12 protein-coding genes are annotated in these 16083 nt (G+C 72.9%); 3 read left to right on the forward strand and 9 right to left on the reverse strand.

What is annotated here, in order from left to right:
- Positions 1 to 206: 206 nt before the first annotated feature.
- Positions 207 to 2855, forward strand: coding sequence for an ATP-binding protein (locus ACGF5T_RS03700; protein ID WP_366766158.1), 2649 nt, complete (start codon positions 207 to 209; stop codon positions 2853 to 2855).
- Positions 2856 to 2934: 79 nt separating this feature from the next.
- Here the strand turns inward: ACGF5T_RS03700 and nucS are convergent, their stop codons facing one another.
- Positions 2935 to 3606 carry an endonuclease NucS gene (gene nucS, locus ACGF5T_RS03705; RefSeq protein ID WP_053137172.1) on the reverse strand — a complete coding sequence of 224 codons (672 nt, stop codon included), beginning with the start codon at positions 3604 to 3606 and terminating at the stop codon, positions 2935 to 2937.
- A gap of 277 nt (positions 3607 to 3883) precedes the next feature.
- On the opposite strand from nucS, the gene ACGF5T_RS03710 reads away from it, so the two are divergent.
- On the forward strand, positions 3884 to 4276 hold the full coding sequence (locus tag ACGF5T_RS03710) for an SCO5389 family protein (protein WP_356604622.1): 393 nt from the start codon (positions 3884 to 3886) through the stop codon (positions 4274 to 4276).
- A 74-nt stretch (positions 4277 to 4350) separates the two neighbouring features.
- On the opposite strand, the gene ACGF5T_RS03715 is transcribed toward ACGF5T_RS03710, so the two are convergent.
- Positions 4351 to 5379, reverse strand: coding sequence for an LLM class flavin-dependent oxidoreductase (locus ACGF5T_RS03715; RefSeq protein ID WP_356604624.1), 1029 nt, complete (start codon positions 5377 to 5379; stop codon positions 4351 to 4353).
- A gap of 257 nt (positions 5380 to 5636) precedes the next feature.
- On the opposite strand from ACGF5T_RS03715, the gene ACGF5T_RS03720 reads away from it, so the two are divergent.
- Positions 5637 to 5969: an ATP/GTP-binding protein gene (locus tag ACGF5T_RS03720; RefSeq protein ID WP_356604626.1), complete on the forward strand. Its 333-nt coding sequence runs from the start codon at positions 5637 to 5639 to the stop codon at positions 5967 to 5969.
- 4 nt (positions 5970 to 5973) lie between these two features.
- On the opposite strand, the gene ACGF5T_RS03725 is transcribed toward ACGF5T_RS03720, so the two are convergent.
- From ACGF5T_RS03725 to mce, 7 genes are all read right to left on the reverse strand, one after another.
- Entirely contained in the window at positions 5974 to 6846 is an 873-nt protein-coding gene (locus tag ACGF5T_RS03725) for an ABC transporter permease subunit (RefSeq protein WP_361016676.1), read from the reverse strand.
- Positions 6843 to 8123, reverse strand: coding sequence for an ABC transporter ATP-binding protein (locus ACGF5T_RS03730; protein ID WP_366766159.1), 1281 nt, complete (start codon positions 8121 to 8123; stop codon positions 6843 to 6845). The genes ACGF5T_RS03725 and ACGF5T_RS03730 overlap by 4 nt, the downstream gene beginning before the upstream one ends.
- A gap of 162 nt (positions 8124 to 8285) precedes the next feature.
- The gene (locus ACGF5T_RS03735; RefSeq protein ID WP_356604632.1) at positions 8286 to 9062 is read right to left on the reverse strand and encodes an ABC transporter permease; all 777 of its coding nucleotides are present in this window, start codon (positions 9060 to 9062) and stop codon (positions 8286 to 8288) included.
- The gene (locus ACGF5T_RS03740) at positions 9059 to 10030 is read right to left on the reverse strand and encodes an ABC transporter ATP-binding protein (protein ID WP_361016669.1); all 972 of its coding nucleotides are present in this window, start codon (positions 10028 to 10030) and stop codon (positions 9059 to 9061) included. The genes ACGF5T_RS03735 and ACGF5T_RS03740 overlap by 4 nt, the downstream gene beginning before the upstream one ends.
- A gap of 122 nt (positions 10031 to 10152) precedes the next feature.
- On the reverse strand, positions 10153 to 11088 hold the full coding sequence (locus ACGF5T_RS03745; protein WP_356604636.1) for a cellulose-binding protein: 936 nt from the start codon (positions 11086 to 11088) through the stop codon (positions 10153 to 10155).
- Between the two features lie 207 nt (positions 11089 to 11295).
- Positions 11296 to 15276, reverse strand: coding sequence for a polarized growth protein Scy (scy, locus tag ACGF5T_RS03750; protein ID WP_361016666.1), 3981 nt, complete (start codon positions 15274 to 15276; stop codon positions 11296 to 11298).
- Positions 15277 to 15509: 233 nt separating this feature from the next.
- Entirely contained in the window at positions 15510 to 15950 is a 441-nt protein-coding gene (mce, locus tag ACGF5T_RS03755; RefSeq protein ID WP_356604640.1) for a methylmalonyl-CoA epimerase, read from the reverse strand.
- Between the last annotated feature and the right edge of the window lie 133 nt (positions 15951 to 16083).

Here is a 16083-nt window from a genome sequence, read left to right on the forward strand (position 1 = left end):
ATCCTCACGAGACTGTGACGTCTCGGACGGGGCGGCACCCCGCCCTGTCGGAGATACTGGGCGAAGGTTTAGGGTCTGGCTGCCCGCCGACCTTGCGAACCCACTGGCGGGCCCGGACCAGAAGCGACAGCGCGGTGTGCGGCAAGGCCGGGAGGGGTGGTCCCGACCGGGGCCCGGCACACGACGCTTTTGGGGGGCTTGGACCTATGGACCCGAACAACCGGGGACCTGAGGAGTACGGCCAAGACGGCGACCACCAGGCGCCGCGCCCGCGCCCGCCCAGGGACCCCCTCACCACCGACTTCGGACAGCCCGCGCCCGCGCTCGCCCGCACGGTGCAGCTCGTCTCCGGCGACTTCCTGCTCACCGTCAACCCGGTCGACGGCAGCGAGATCGAGGTCCGCCCGCCCGGTGGCGTCGCCCGCTCCGGTGAGTTCGACGGTGGGGCAGAGCGACCCGCCCGGCCCGAGAAGCGCACCGCGGCCGAACGCGCCGAGGTGGGCCGCGCCACCCGGCCGCCCGTCCCGCCGGGGCCGACCCGCACCGTACTGGGCCTGCTGGCCCGCGACGACGAACGCGAGCGCCTGGTCCGGCTCCTCGCCCGCGGCCGTTCCGTCCGCCTCACCGGCCCCGCCGGCTCCGGCCGCACCAGCCTCCTGGACCTCGTCGCCGAGGACTGCGCGGGCCTCGCACCCGACGGAGTCGTCCGGCTCAGCGGGTTCCACCGCACCGCCGACGACCTGCTCCACGACCTCTTCCACGCCGTCCACCGCGCGCCCCTGCACCGTCCGGGGCGGGAGGAACTGCTCCGGCACCTCGGCGAGGTCGGCGCGGTCGTCGTCCTGGACGACATCGAGTTCGGCGGCACCGCCCTCGACGAGCTGCTGGACGCCACCCCGGAGTGCGCCTTCCTCATCGGCGCGACCCCGGACGTGCCCGCCCCCTCGGCCGACTCGGCCGTGGAGGAGGTCTTCCTCACCGGCCTGGACCGCTCCGACGGCGTGGAGCTGCTGGAGCGCGCCGCCGGCCGGAACCTGACCGAGGACGAGGCCAACTGGGCCGGCGACCTCTGGTTCGAGTCCGAGGGCCTGCCGCTGCGCTTCGTCCAGGCCGGTGCCCTGCTGCGCCGTCGCGACCGGCAGCGGGCCGGCGCCGACGCCGTCGACGAGTTCGGCGTCTTCACCGACGCCCGCCCGGCCGACGACGTGCCCTACGACGCCGCCGAGAGCGACGAGGTGCCCCTGCCGTCCCTCGGCGAGGCCGCGGCGCCCGCACCGCTGCTCGCCTCCCGGCTGAGCGCCTCCGCCCGCTCCACCCTGGAGTTCGCCGTCGCGCTCGGCGGCGAGGTGCCGCACCAGGCCCACCTGCCCGCACTGGTCGGCGACACCCACGCGGACGCCGCCCTCGGCGAGCTGGCCGACTGCGGACTGGTCTCGCCGGTCGGCGCCCGCTACCGGCTCGCCGCCGGGGTGCTCGCCCAGCTGGAGAGCGCCGGGTACGCCGACTGCGCACCGGAGCGGGCCCTGTCCGCCGCCCAGCACTACGCCTGGTGGGCCGGACACCCCTCGGTCACCCCGGAGCGGGTCTGCGCCGAGGCGGACGCGGTCCTCGCCGCCCTCGCCGTGCTGCTGCCGACCACCACCCCGCCCGCGGACGACGAGGAGAGCCCCGCCGTCCAGCTGGCCCGCACCTCGGCGCCCGCGTTCGCCGCCGGGCTGCACTGGAGCGCCTGGGAGCGGGCGCTGCGCTCCGGTACCGAGGCCTCCCGGCTCGCCGGCGACGTCGCCGAACAGGCCTACTTCCACCACGAGCTCGGCGTCCTCGCCCTGTGCGGGGGCCAGCTGGACCGGGCCCGCGCCGAACTGGAGGCGTCCATCGGGCTGCGCGGCGCGCTGTCCGACAAGCGCGGCGCCGTCGCGGGCCGCAGGGCCCTGGCCCTGGTCGCCGACCGGACCGGGGACACCCCGGGGACGGGCGGCGGCGCGGGCGTGTTCGGTGCCGCGGGGACCGCTGCCGCACTCGGCGCCGCGGGCGCCGCGGATCCGGGCCTCGGCCCGACCGCGGGGGAGGAGGTGCCCGACGCCCGGCACGAGGAGCCGGCGTCGCCGCCCGCGGGCGTACCCGCGCCCTTCCCGCCGCTCCAGCCGCCTCCCCAGTTCCCGACCCTGGTCACCAGCCGGGACGCCGCCAAGGGACCGTCCCGCAAGGCGGGCGGCGGCATCAAGGGCCTCGCGCGGCGCAACCTCGCGGCCGCCGGAGCGGGCGCGCTGCTCGTCGCCGTGCTCGGCACGGTGGTGACCCTCGGCGCCACCTCCGAGAACGACGCCGGCGACCCCTCCGACCAGGTCGGCGTCAACCCGTCGGCGAGCCAGGGCATCGACGACGGGAGCCTCGGCGCGGACCGGCCGGCGGACGACGGGGCGAACCCGGGCGACACCGGCCGGCCGACGGACCCGGGCCCGGACGGCACCCCCGGCACCTCGGACGACCCGACGCCGAGCGAGTCGGCGCGGCCGTCGGAGGGCGCGAGCAGCTCCGGAGAGCCGAGTGAGCCCGGCGGTTCGCCTGAGCCGAGCACTTCCGGGCGTCCCTCGACTTCTTCGAAGCCGCCCACGTCGCCGAGTCCGTCGGAATCGACGCCGACGAAGCCTCCGACGACCACGTCACCGGATCCCACGACGTCCGAGCCGACGGAGCCGCCGTCGTCGTCCTCGCCGCCGCCGGCGACATCGGAGGCGCCCTCCAACAGCGCCAGTGACATCACCACCGCTCCCACGGCTGCGAGCTCTCCGGCGGACACCACGACCGCCTCGCAGAGCAGCGGCACGGACCCGGCGACGGAGCAGATCATCTGACGCGCCGCGGACGGCAAGGAGGGCCGGAGCCGTCCTAAGGACCCGGCCCTCCCGTCCGTTCGCCGTGGGCGGCGCCCGCTCAGAACAGCCGCAGCTTGTCGTCCTCGATGCCCCGCATGGCGTTGTAGTCCAGCACCTGGCAGCCGATCCCGCGGTCCGTGGCGAGAACCCGGGCCTGCGGCTTGATCTCCTGCGCGGCGAAGACACCGCGCACCGGGGCGAGGTGCGGATCGCGGTTCAACAGCTCCAGGTAGCGCGTGAGTTGCTCGACGCCGTCGATCTCACCGCGGCGCTTGATCTCGACCGCGACGGTCCGGCCCTCGGCGTCCCGGCAGAGGATGTCGACCGGGCCGATGGCGGTCATGTACTCGCGGCGGATGAGGGTGTAGCCCTCGCCCAGCGTCTCGATGCGGTCGGCGAGCAGCTCCTGGAGGTGCGCTTCCACGCCGTCCTTGATCAGGCCGGGGTCGACGCCCAACTCGTGCGAGGAGTCGTGGAGGATCTCCTCCATCGTGATGATGAGCTTCTCGCCCGCCTTGTTGACGACGGTCCAGACGCCCTCCTCCTCGCCCGTGCCCTCCTTCAGCGTGCAGGGCGGCGACATCCAGTTCAGGGGCTTGTAGGCCCGGTCGTCGGCGTGGATCGAGACGCTGCCGTCCGCCTTGACCAGGATCAGGCGGGGCGCCGAGGGGAGATGGGCGGTGAGCCGCCCGGCGTAGTCGACGGAGCAGCGGGCAATGACGAGACGCATGGTCGGCAACGCTACTCGACGTGCCGGGCCCGACGCGATTCGCCCGTGCCGGGGTGACCGCGCCGCTGTCCCACTTCTCCCATTGACCCCCTCTTGCGCACTGGCCGATAGTGCGCCCAACGGATGGGGTGCATCTAGGCATTCTCCTGGTGTCGTCAGGATCGGTTGCTTACGGTATTGAACGGGAGGTCGCGAAGTGTGTACGCAGCGTGTTCAATATCGCGCTCCCTTAACTGTCCGGCAACCCCTGCCCGTCGGGGGTGCGAGAGGAGAACCCATGTCGCTCGACGTCTCACCGGCCCTACTCGAACAGGCCGAGCGAGGCGAGGTCGACGAAGCAGCTTTCGTCGACTGCGTCCGGACTTCCCTGCCCTACGCATGGGAGATGGTCAGCAGTCTGGTGGCACAGCTGAAGGTCGACGGCGGAGCGTTCGCCGACAACCAGACGCCCCCGCCGGACGAACAGGCGCGTGGTCAGCTGCTGCGCGCGCTCGCGAGTGACGCCATACGCGGTGCATTGCAGCGGCACTTCGGGGTGCGGCTGGCCTTCCAGAACTGCCACCGGGTGGCGGTGTTCCCGTTGGACTCCTCCGTCGAGGAGACGCTGACCCGCTTCACCTCGGTACGCAGCCAGGTGTTGAACCAGTCGCCCGAGTTCCGCGACTGCTGAGGCGACGGCCGTCCGCTTGCCGCTCCGTACGAGGGAGGTGCGTTGCGTACCGGGGTGGCAAGCCCGCCGCACCCTCAGCGGAGCTGGGGGAGCACCTCGGTCCCGAGCCGGCGTACGTTCTCCTCGGTCGCCGCGAGGTCGCCGGAGCCCTCGACGAGCAGGGCGAAGCGGGTGATGCCGGTCCGCTCGCCGGTCGCCGCGAGCCGGTCGGCGCACAGCCGGGGCGGGCCCACCGGGTGCAGCCCGCAGAGCAGTTCGGTGTACGCGTGCGGGTCGCGCATCCGCCGCTCGCGGCCGTCCACCGTGATGTGGGCGTCCAGACCCTGCCTGAGCCAGCCCGGCATGGCCTTGAGCAGGGTCTCCGCCGCGTCGGTGCGCCGGTCCGCGATCTGGCAGACGCCGGCCGAGACATGGGCCGCGCCGTGGATCTCCGACGACGGCCGGCCGGCCGCGCGGGCGTGCCGCCGCCACAGGGCGACCATCTCGGCCTTCTCCTCGTCCCCGACGTGCATGCCGAGCAGCATCGGCAGTCCCCGCTCGGCGGCCATGCGCACGCTCGCCGGTGACGTGCAGGCGACGACCACCTCGGGGCCGGGGGTCTCCGACAGCGCCTCCGAGGGGCGGGGGACGACGGGCACCTCACGGAACCGGAAGCGTTCCCCCGAGGCGCCGACGGCCGGTTCGCGCAGCCAGCGCAGCAGCAGGTCGAGTGAGTCCGGGAAGCCCTGCTCGTACGCCTCCAGGCCGGCGCCGAACACCTCCAGGTCCACCCACGGGCCGCCCCGGCCCACGCCCAGCGAGAACCGGCCGCCGCTCGTGATGTGCAGCAGCGCGGCCTGCTCGCCGAGCGCGACGGGGTGGACGGTGGGCAGTACGCTGACGGCGGTGCCGACCCGCAGGCGGCGGGTGCGGCCCAGCAGCAGCGCGGCCAGCGTGACGGCGGACGGGCACGTGCCGTACGGCACGAAGTGGTGCTCGGCCAGCCAGACCGCGTCGAGCCCCGCCTCCTCGGCGACCTCGGCCGAACGGACGGCGCGGTGCAGCGCCTCCCCGTGGCCCTGGCCCGGGAACTGGGCGCCCAACACGAAACTTCCTACGCGCATCGCTCTTCCTGCTTCCTCGGCTCCGACCCGGAGCTCCCCCACAGGGCATAACCGCCTGACACGTGCCGAGGACACGGCCGGGCAAAGGGATTTGCGGATTGTCTGCAGAATCGGCCGTCGCGGAGGGGGTGGTGGGACGGCCCTCGGAGAAGTCTGCGCGGGGGAGTTGTGGTGGTTGGTGCCGTACGCGTACCCCGGCTCGCGCCGCGTAGGCTGGAAGCGGTCCGTACTTCCTGTATAGCTCCGTGAGGTGTCCTGTGTCCCCGCGTCGCAACCGAGCCAAGGGAGCCGGTTCGTCCGGCCGGAGCGCCGAGGACGACGGCTCGGGCCGTTACGGCGGCTGGCAGTCGGCCGAGAGCTGGCACGGCGAGGACTGGAGCGTACGGCACGTGGCGGGCGCGAGCGCGCAGGGGAAGTCGTACCGGTGCCCCGGCTGCGACCAGCTGATCCCGGACGGGGTCCCGCACGTGGTGGCCTGGCCGGCGCACTCGGGCGTCGACGAGCGGCGGCACTGGCACAAGTCCTGCTGGAACGCGAAGGACCGCCGCACCACGCGGGTGCAGCGGTCCCGGAACGCGCCGAGGTTCTGAGCCCTTACACGTCCCGCTTCTCCAGCAGCGCGAAGGCGCCGGCGAACGCGACCGCTGTCACGCCGAGCATGATCCACAGCGGGTCCCAGCCGGAGGGGCCGGAGTCGGTGAGGGCGTTGGCGTAGAAGATGCTGAGCTGGTTCGGGATCGAGTACTCGAACAGCGCCTGCTGCACGCTCTCCAGGGACGACGAGAACATGAAGAGCGCGACCACCAGCGGGGCGAGCACGGCCCCGATCATGATCGTGATGGCGCCCGCCGAGTGCCGGATGACCGAGCCCATGGCGAGCGAGAGCAGTCCGAGCAGCGCGATGTAGAGCGCCACGCCCACGGTGGCCTTCAGCCACTCCCCGCCGTCGGGCGCGCGGACGCCGCTGTCCTCCAGCAGCGCCACCTGCACGAGGGCCACGAGCGTGGCGGAGACCAGCGTCACGGCGAAGGCCACCAGGAAGAAGACGATGGCCTTCGCGGCGAGCACCCGGCCGCGGGTGGGGCAGGCGACCATCGTGGTGCGGACCATGCCGGTCCCGTACTCGGACGCGGTGGTCAGCACGCCGAGCGTGATGATGCACATGCTGCCCAGGAGCAGGCCGAAGAAGCCGAGGCTCAGCGCGTTGTCACCGGTCTGGTCCGGAGAGGAACCGGCGACCACGAAGCCGGTCAGCAGACCGATGCCGACGACCAGGAAGACGAACACACCCAGCGTCCACAGCGTCGAGCGCACCGACCGCATCTTCGTCCACTCGCAGGCGACCGCGTGCGCCAGATGCGTACGCACCACCGGGATCGGCGAGGCGTAGGCGGGGTACGGCGAGCCGGGCGCCGCCGCCTGCCAGTCGGGTGCGGCCTGCGGCATCGGGGGCTGGGGCGTGCTCATCGGACGTCCTCGGGCTTGGTCGGGTCGGTGACGGGCGCGGGTGCGGGTGCGGGTGCGGGCGCGGCGGCGGTCGAGGAGGCGGGGGAGGGCGCCTGCGGGGTCGGCTGTACCTGCGGCGCCTGCGGGGCCGTGTAGGGGTTGGCGGCCCGGTCGGCCGGCGCCGTACCGGGGGCGGCCGGTGCCCCGTACGGTCCCGCCGGGACCTGGCCGGGCGCACCCTGCGGCAGCGGGAAGGGCTGCGCCCCCTGCTGGGGCGGCGGCGGGGCGTACCAGCCGGGCTGGCCCTGTCCGGGCACCGGCATCGGCACCGGCGGCTGCGCCCCGGGCGGCAGCGGCTGCTGGAGCCCGGCCCGCTGGTCGGCGGTCGACCGGTAGTCGACGGCGCCCTGCGTCATCCGCATGTACGCCTCCTCCAGCGAGGCCTGGTGCGGCGACAGCTCCCACAGCCGTACGTCGCTGTCGTGCGCGATGTCGCTGATCCGCGGGAGGGGCAGCCCGGTCACCCGCAGCCCGCCGTCCTGCTCGGGCATCACGTGCCCGCCCGCCTCGGTCAGCGCGGAGGTCAGCTTCTCGCGCAGCTGCGGGTCGGTGTCCGGGGTGCGCACGCGCGCGAAGTCGGCGGAATTGGCCGAGATGAAGTCCTTCACGCTCATGTCCGAGAGCAGCCGGCCGCGCCCGATGACGATCAGGTGGTCGGCGGTGAGCGCCATCTCGCTCATCAGGTGCGAGGAGACGAAGACGGTACGGCCCTCCGCCGCGAGCGCCTTCATCAGGTTGCGCACCCAGTGGATGCCCTCGGGGTCGAGGCCGTTGACCGGCTCGTCGAACAGCAGCACCTGCGGGTCGCCGAGCAGGGCGGCGGCGATGCCCAGCCGCTGGCCCATGCCGAGGGAGAAGCCCTTGGAGCGCCGCTTGGCCACGTCCTGGAGCCCCACCACGCCGAGCACCTCGTCCACGCGCCGGGCCGGGATGCCCGAGAGCTGGGCCAGGCTCAGCAGGTGGTTGCGGGCGGAGCGGCCGCCGTGCACCGCCTTGGCGTCGAGGAGCGCACCCACCTGACGGGGGGCGTTGGGCAGCTTGCGGTAGGGGTGGCCCCCGATCGTCACGTGCCCGGCCGTGGGGTTGTCCAGGCCGAGGATCATGCGCATCGTCGTCGACTTGCCCGATCCGTTGGGACCGAGGAAGCCGGTGACGGCTCCGGGCCGCACCTGGAAGGACAGGTTGTCCACAGCGGTCTTGTCGCCGTAGCGCTTGGTCAGGCCGACAGCCTCGATCATGCTCCGCACCCATCGAAAGGTTCAGGACAGCAGGGCACACGCCCCCGTAAGGGTTAGGAGGATAGCGAGGCACTGACGGTTCCGTTCAAGGCGGGGCAAAATCCGACGCCGTTCGAAACCCTTTCGGCGGGCGTCGGCCTGCCCCCTCTTCCCGCGTTCTTCCTAGGCGTCCCGCCGCTTCAGCACCAGGTAGCCGCCGACCAGCGCGGCGATCACCCACAGGGCCATGATCCCGAGGCCGCCCCACGGGCCGTACGGCACGTCGTCGTCGATCGGCGTCACCACCTGCATGATCTTGCTGCCGGCCTGGTCGGGCAGGAAGCGGCCGACCTTCTCCGTGGCGGGGACGTTGCCCAGGATGTTGGAGATCAGGAAGAAGAACGGCATCAGGATGCCCAGCGACAGCATCGGTGAGCGCAGCATCGAGGCGACGCCCATGGAGAACAGGGCGATGAGGGTCATGTAGAGCCCGCCGCCGATCACCGCGCGCAGGACGCCCGGATCGCCGATCGACGCCTTGAGGTCGCCGAGCATCATCTGCCCGAGGAAGAAGGTGGCGAAGCTGGTGATCATGCTGACGAGCAGCGCCAGTGCGGTGGCCACCGCGATCTTGCTGAACAGGAAGGTGCCGCGCCGCGGCACGGCGGCCAGCGAGGTGCGGATCATGCCCGAGCTGTACTCGTTGGCCACGACCAGCACCCCGAACACGATCATCGCGAGCTGGCCGAGGCTCGTCCCGGCGAAGCTGATGAAGGTGGGGTCGAAGGTGAGCTGCTCCTCCCGGCCCAGGTTGTCGAACTCGCTCTTCGACAGCGCCGCGATCAGCATGCCGAGGGCGATGGTGACGACCACGGCGAGGCCCAGCGTCCAGACGGTGGACGCGACCGACCGGATCTTGGTCCACTCGGACCGGACGACCTGTGTCGCCGCCATGCTCATCCCTTCCTCCAGTCGCTGCCCCACGGCTGCTGCTGTTGCTGCGGCACCGGGCCGGGCGGCTGCCCGTCGTGCGCGTGGTATTCCACCGACTCCGCGGTCAGCTGCATGAACGCCTCCTCCAGCGAGGCCCGCTGCGGGCTCAGCTCGTGCAGCACCAGCTGGTGCCGCGCCGCCAGCTCCCCGATGGCCTCCGCCTTGTCGCCGTCCACCTCCAGGACCTCGGCGGCGCTCTCGACGACGGGGATGCCCTCGCCGTGCAGTACGTCCAGCAGCCGCTCGCGCTGCGGGGTGCGGATCCGGACGTAGCTGCGCGAGTTCTCCGCGATGAACTCGGCCATCGAGGTGTCCGCCAGCAGCCGGCCCTGGCCGATGACCACCAGGTGATCCGCCGTCAGCGCCATCTCACTCATCAGATGGGAGGAGACGAAGACCGTACGGCCCTGGGAGGCCAGGGTCTTCATCAGATTGCGGATCCAGTGGATGCCCTCGGGGTCGAGTCCGTTGACCGGCTCGTCGAACATCAGGATGCGCGGGTCGCCGAGCAGCGCGCCGGCGATGCCGAGCCGCTGGCCCATGCCCAGGGAGAAGCCCTTGGTCTTCTTCCGGGCGACCGCCGTGAGCCCGACCGTGTCGAGCACCTCGCCCACCCGGCGCTCCGGGATGCCGTTGCTCTGCGCGAGCCACAGCAGGTGGTTGCGGGCGCTGCGCCCGCCGTGCCAGGCCTTGGCCTCCAGAAGGGCGCCGATGTACGTCAACGGGTCCTGGAGCTGGTCGTAGTGCTTGCCGTCGATCCGGACGTCCCCCGCGGTGGGGCGGTCCAGGCCCAGCACCATCCGCATGGTCGTCGACTTGCCCGCACCGTTCGGGCCGAGGAAGCCCGTGATGATGCCGGGTCTGACGGTGAAGGAGAGATTGTTGACCGCCACCTTCTCGCCGTACCGCTTGGTCAGCCCCTCGAGCTCGATCATGGCGCCCACGCTAGAACGTGACGAAGCCCTCTGCCACCCCAGTGACAGAAGGCCTCGTCCTTGTTACGCACTTGTTCGGCCGGCGTCCCTCCGGCGGGTCGGCCGGCGGTACGGTCGACGGGTCAGCGGGACTGCTGGGCGGGCACCCCGCGGGAGACCGACTCGTCCTCGGCCGGCGTACCGGCGGCGGCCACCGCGGCGCCCGTGAGGGTCGCCAGCATCTCGCGCACGTTGGTGAGCTGCGCGTTGATGGAGTCGCGGCGGTTGGTGAGGGCGGCCAGCTCGCGCTCCGACTCCGAACGGATCCGGTCCGCCTTGGCGTTGGCGTCGGCCACGATGTCCTCGGCCTGGCGCTGTGCCGTCTCGACGGTCTGGCGGGCGCGGCGCTCGGCGTCCGTGCGCAGCTTCTCCGCCTCCAGGCGCAGCTGCTCCGCGCGGTGCTCGATCTCCGCGAGACGCTTCTCGGCCTTGGCCTGACGGGAGGCCAGGTCGCGCTCGGACTGCTCGCGGCGCTTGGCGAGGTTCGTCTCGAAGTCGGCGGCGGCCTGCGCGGCCTTGGCGCGGGTCTCCTCGAAGAGGGCGTCCGCCTCCTCACGCTTGGACTGCGCGTCCTTCTGCGCCTCGGAACGCAGCTGGGAGGCATCGCTCTTGGCCTTCTCGACGATCCGGACGCCCTCGTCCTCGGCCTTGGCCTTGCGGTCCGCGGCGTACGACTCCGCGTCGTTGCGCACCTGCTGGGCGGCCGACTCGGCGAGCTCGCGGTGCTGCTCGGCCGCGCGACGGGCCTCCTCGCGCAGGTCCTTCGCCTCTTCCTCGGCGAGCCGCAGGATCTTCTCGACCCGCGCACCGAGACCGGCGTACGACGGCTCGGCGTCGTTGACCTGGGCCTGGGCGTTCTGGGTTTCGAGGTGGAGCTCCTCGATGCGCTTTTCCAGAGCGGTGATGCGGGCGAGAGCGCTGTCACGGTCGGAGACGAGCTTGGAGATACGTTCGTCCACCTGAGCGCGGTCGTACCCACGCCGCACAAGCTCGAAGCCGTAGGGGGAAGTGTCGCTCATGGGGTTCCTGTCGAAAGAGACCGGGTGAGGTGATAGAGGGAATCCTAGGCGCCAACGCGGTGTGTCATCGAGCGGATGCGCGTTTGATACGGAGAATGACACCTCTTTTGAGTGGCTGACCCACGGAACGCTTGCCAAAGTCTTGGTCAAGGGTTCGCGCGGAGTTCGGCCAAAGATCTCCAGCAGACACGCAATCCGCCGCGGCCGCTAGCCGTCTGACGACTTGCCACCCGAACGTGGAGCACCCACCGTCGCTCCGGCCTTGACCCCGGTGTCCTTGCCGGCGGCCGGCGCCTCGAAGGACTCCAGGGCCTCCAGCACGTCCTGCACCCGGGAGATCTCGGCGTTGATGTCCTCGCGGCGTCGCACCAGGGTCTCCAGTTCGCGCTTGCCCTCCTCGACGGTGGCCCGGGCCTCCCGGACCGCCTCCGCCTTCAGCTCCTCGGCCTCCCGGACCAGCGTGGCCTTCTTCTGCTCGGCCTCCTTGAGCAGCGCCTCGGCCTTCTTGACGGCGGCGATGCGCACCTTGCCGGCCTCGGAGTTGGCCTCCGACACCAGCTCCTTGGCCTTCGCCTCCGCCTTGGCGAGCTGCTCCTCGGCGGCCTTGATGAGCGCGTCGCAGCGGTCGCCGGTCGACTTCATCGTCTCGGCGGCCTCGCGCCGGGCCCGCTCGTGCAGCTCCTCGATCTCGGAGGTGAGCCGCTCGCGCAGCTCCTCCGCGCGCTCCCTGACGGCGGTCGCGTCCCGGCGGGCGCCGACGAGCAGCTCGTCCGCGTCCGTGCGGGCCTTCTCCACCCGGGTGTTCCCCTCGACCGTCGCCTCCGAGACGATCCGCTCCGCCTCCGAGCGGGCCGCGCCGACCATCGTGTCCGCCTGCGACTCGGCGTCCGCGGTGGTCTTCTGCGCCTGCTGCTGCGCCTCGGTGAGCAGCTTGTCGGCCTCGGCGGTGGTCTCCGTGATGAGCGTGTCGACCTGCTCCGCCGCCTCCGAACGCCGCTTGTTGGCGTCCTGACGGGCCTCGTCGAGGGTCCGCTCGGCCTCCTCGCGGGCGGCCGTGGTGACCCGCTCGGCCTCCGCGGCCGCCTCGGTCCTGACCCGCTCGGCCTCCGTGCGGATTCGCTCGGCGTGCTGCTGGGCGGAGCCGACCGTCTCGGCGGCCTCGGCCCGCAGCCGCTCCGCCTCCCCGGTGGCGTCCGCAAGCAGCTGCTCGGCCCGGGCACCCGCCTCGGTCCGCACCCGGTCGGCCTCGGCGACCGTCTCCGTGGTGAGCCGCTCCGCCTCCGTGAGCGCCTCGGTGCGCACCCGCTCGGCCTCGGTCGCCGCCTCGGTGCGGACGCGCTCCGCCTCCGCGACCGTCTCCGTACGGATGCGGTCGGTCTCCGCGGCCGTCTCCGTGGTCAGCCGCTCCGCCTCGGAGCGCGCCTCGGTGATCAGGGTGTCCGCCTGCGTCGCCGCGTCGGACCGGATGCGGTTGGCGTCCTCGCGGGCGTCCGCCCGGGTGCGGGACGCGGCCTGCTCGGCCTCGGCGATCGCGTCGGAGGCCTCGGTGCGCACCCGCTGGGCGTGCTCGGAGACATCGGTGCGGATGCGGTCGGCCTCCGCGATGGCCTCGGACACGGTCCGCTCGGCCAGCGCCTTGGCGGCCTCCGTCTCGTCCCGCGCCTCGCGTCGCAGCCGGCCGGCGTCCTCGCTCGCCCGCTCCCGCTCCGCGTAGGCGTCGGAGCGGACCCGGTCCGCCTCCTCTTCGGCCTCGCGCCGGGTGCGCTCCGCCGCGTGCTCGGCGGCGCTGCGCAGCCCGGTGATCTCCTCCTGGGCCTGCTCGTGCAGCCCGGCGACCGACTCGCGCACCTGCTGCGCGTGCTGCTCGGCGGCCGACACCATCTCGGTCGCGCGACGGTCGGCCTCCTCGACCAGCCGGACCGCCTCGGCCTGCGCCTCCTCCACGCGCTTGCGCGCCGAGGCCAGCAGCTCCTCGCTCTGCTCGCGGGCCCGTTCGCGCTCCTGGTCGGCCTCCTGCCGGGCGGAACCGAGCGTCTCCTCGGCCTCGCGGCGACGTCGGGCGGCCTCCTCCTGCGCGGCGGCCAGTGCCTCCGACGCCTCGGCGGCGATGCGCTCGGCGGCGCTCTGCGCCTCCGCCCGCACCCGGTCGGCGCTCTCCTGGGCCTCCGACTTCAGCCGCTCGGCCTCGACCGACGCCTCGGACCTGAGGCGTACGGCGACGGCCTCGCCCTCCGCGCGGGAGGCGGAGGCGTCCGCGGCGGCCTCGGTGCGCAGCCGCTCGGCCTCCGTCTCGGCCTGCTGCTGGAGCGTACGGATGCGCTCCGCGGCCTCCGCGCGCAGCCGCTCGCTCTCCTCCGCGGCCTCGCGGCGGATCCGCTCGCCCTCCTCGCGGGCCTCGGTCAGCGCCTGCTCGGCGGCGCCGCGGCGCTCCTCGGCCTCGGTCTGCAGCCGTGTCAGCTCCGCGGCGGCCTCCGCCTGCCGGGCCTCGACGGCGCGCTCGGTCTCCTCGCGCAGCTCGCGGGCGGCCCGCTCGGCCTCCGCCTGCAGCTCCTCGACCCGCTCGGCGGCCTCCGCACGGTGCCGCTCGGCCTCCGCGCGGGTGCGCTCCAGGGTCTCCTCGGCCTGCCGGCGCAGCGTGGTCGCCCGCTCGATGGCCTCGGTGCGGACCTTCTCGCTGTCCGCCGTCGCGGTCTGCCGCAGCTCGTCCGCGTCGGCCTTGGCCTTGGCGAGCAGCTCCTCGGCGGTCTTCGCCGCCTCCTCGATCTGCGCCACGGCCTCCTTGCGGGCCTCGGCGCGGATCTTCTCGCCCTCGGCGACGGCGTCGGCGCGTAGCTGCTCGGCCTCGCCCCGCAGCCGACGCGCCTCCTCCTGGAGCTCGACCGTCTTGGCGCGGTACTCCTTGGTGTCGTCCTTCGCCGCGCCCTTGAGCTGCTCGGCGATGTCGTGCGCCTCGGCGCGCAGCCGGTCCGCCTCGGCCTCGGCCTCGCTGCGGATCCGCTCGGCCTCCTCGGTGGCGGCCTTCGTGGTGCGCTTGGCGTCCTCCGACGCCTTGTTCAGCACGTCCTCGGCGGTCTTGGCGGCCTTGGACAGCTGGGTGGCCGACTCCTCGGCGGTGAGCGTGCGGGCCTTCTCCGCGGCCTCGGCGACGATCTTCTCGGCCTCGGCGCGGGCGTCCGCGACCAGCTGCTCGGCCTCGGACTTGGTGCTCTCGGCGTCCTTGGTGGCCTCGCTGACCAGACGGGCGACCTGCTCCTTGGCCGTGCGGGTGCGCTGCTCGTTGGTCTGCTCGGCGCTCGCGAGGGCCTTGGCCGCGGCCTCCCGGGCCTCGGCGACCACCTTCTCGGCCTCGGTCTGCGCCTTGCGCAGCGCCTCCTCGGCCTCGGACATGCGCTGCTCGGCGGCCCGGCTCAGCTCCTGGACCTGGCGGCGGGTGGACTCCGACTCGCTCGCGGTGGAGCTGCGCAGCTGCTCGGCGTGGTCGGTGGCCTCCTGCGCCTGGGTGGAGGCCGCGTTCAGCAGGCGCTCGGCGTCCGTGCGGGCACGGCGCAGGATCTGCTCGGCCTCGCCGCGCGCGCTCTCCGCGTCGCTCCGCAGCCGCTGCCGGGCCTCGGAGGTGAGCCGCTCCGCCTCCGCGCGGGCCGCGGCCAGGGCCTGCTCGGCCTCGGCGCGGGACTCGTCCAGCAGCCGGCGGGCCTGCTGCTCGGTGCGGGCCCGCAGCTGCTCGGCCCAGGCCACGTTCTCGTTGACGTGCGACTCGACGGTCTGCCGGCGCTCGGCCAGCTCCTGGTCGAGCTGCTGGCGCCGGGTCACCGCCTCCTGGTGCAGCTCCGCCTGGAGCCGGGCCGCCTGCTCGGCGTGCTCCTGGAGGATGCGCTGCGTCTGCGCCCGGGCCTGGCTCAGCTCCCGTTCGGCGTCCGCGCGCAACTGGTCGGCCTGCGTCTGCGCGTTGCGCAGCAACTGCTCGGCCTGGTACCCGATGTCTCCGCCGTCGAAGGCGGGCCGGGACATGATGGTGCGCCGCGCCTCGTGCAACTTGGCGCGCAGCACCTCGACCTGGTAGCCGAGGTCCTCGGCGTGCTGGATCGCCTTTTCCCGCTCGGTCTTCAGCCGCTTCATCTCGGCCTCGAACCGAGAGAGGTGGTCGACGTCAGCCGCCGGCTCTCGCTCCTGGCTCTCGTAGCCCCGCACTGCGCGGTCCCATCCGTCCCCTGGTCGCAAATCTTCCCGAACGGGCTCCGTCCGTCCGCCGGACGGGGCCCCCGGGGAATGGTGTCAGATCAACGGCGGAGCAGACGCTTCTGCCCCGGCGTCCGCCCCCCGAAACACGACCCCGGCGGTCCCGCCACCACTGACAGCAGGACCGGGTCACCCTGGACTGAGCGGCGACCGCACCCAACCCTACCGGCCCTTATGTACGAGGGTCAGTGCTCAGGTGACTCAACGGCCGCCGATGTGACCAGTTCTGTCAGTACGCCATGGCAGTCCTTGGGGTGCAGGAAGGTGATCCGCGACCCCATGGAACCGCGCCGGGGCTCGTCGTACAGAACGCGTACGCCCTTCTCGCGGATGTCCGCGGCGTCCGCGTCCACGTCCGCCGTACCGAAGGCGATGTGGTGGACGCCCTCGCCGTTCTTGGCGAGCCACTTGCCGACCGCGGAGTCCTCCCGGGTGGGCTCCAGGAGCTGGAGGTACGAGGCTCCGCCGTCCGACGTACCGTTGATCCTGAGCATGGCCTCGCGGACGCCCTGCTCCTCGTTGACCTCGGTGTGGAACACCTCGAAGCCGTAGGTGGCACGGTAGAACTCGACGGTGGTGTCGAGGTCGCGGCAGGCGATTCCGATGTGGTCGATTCGCGTCAGCATGAGTTCAGTGCAGCGCCCCGGAGGTGGTTACGCAACGTGCGCGCGATCACACCGACGGCCGGGTGACGGGCGGCATACCGCTCAGTACATTCAAGTAAACCCTCGTTCACTCCTCGGCCTGTGCGGGCCGGAA

The organism is Streptomyces sp. NPDC047853 (assembly GCF_043204535.1).
Classification (GTDB): Bacteria; Actinomycetota; Actinomycetes; order Streptomycetales; family Streptomycetaceae; genus Streptomyces.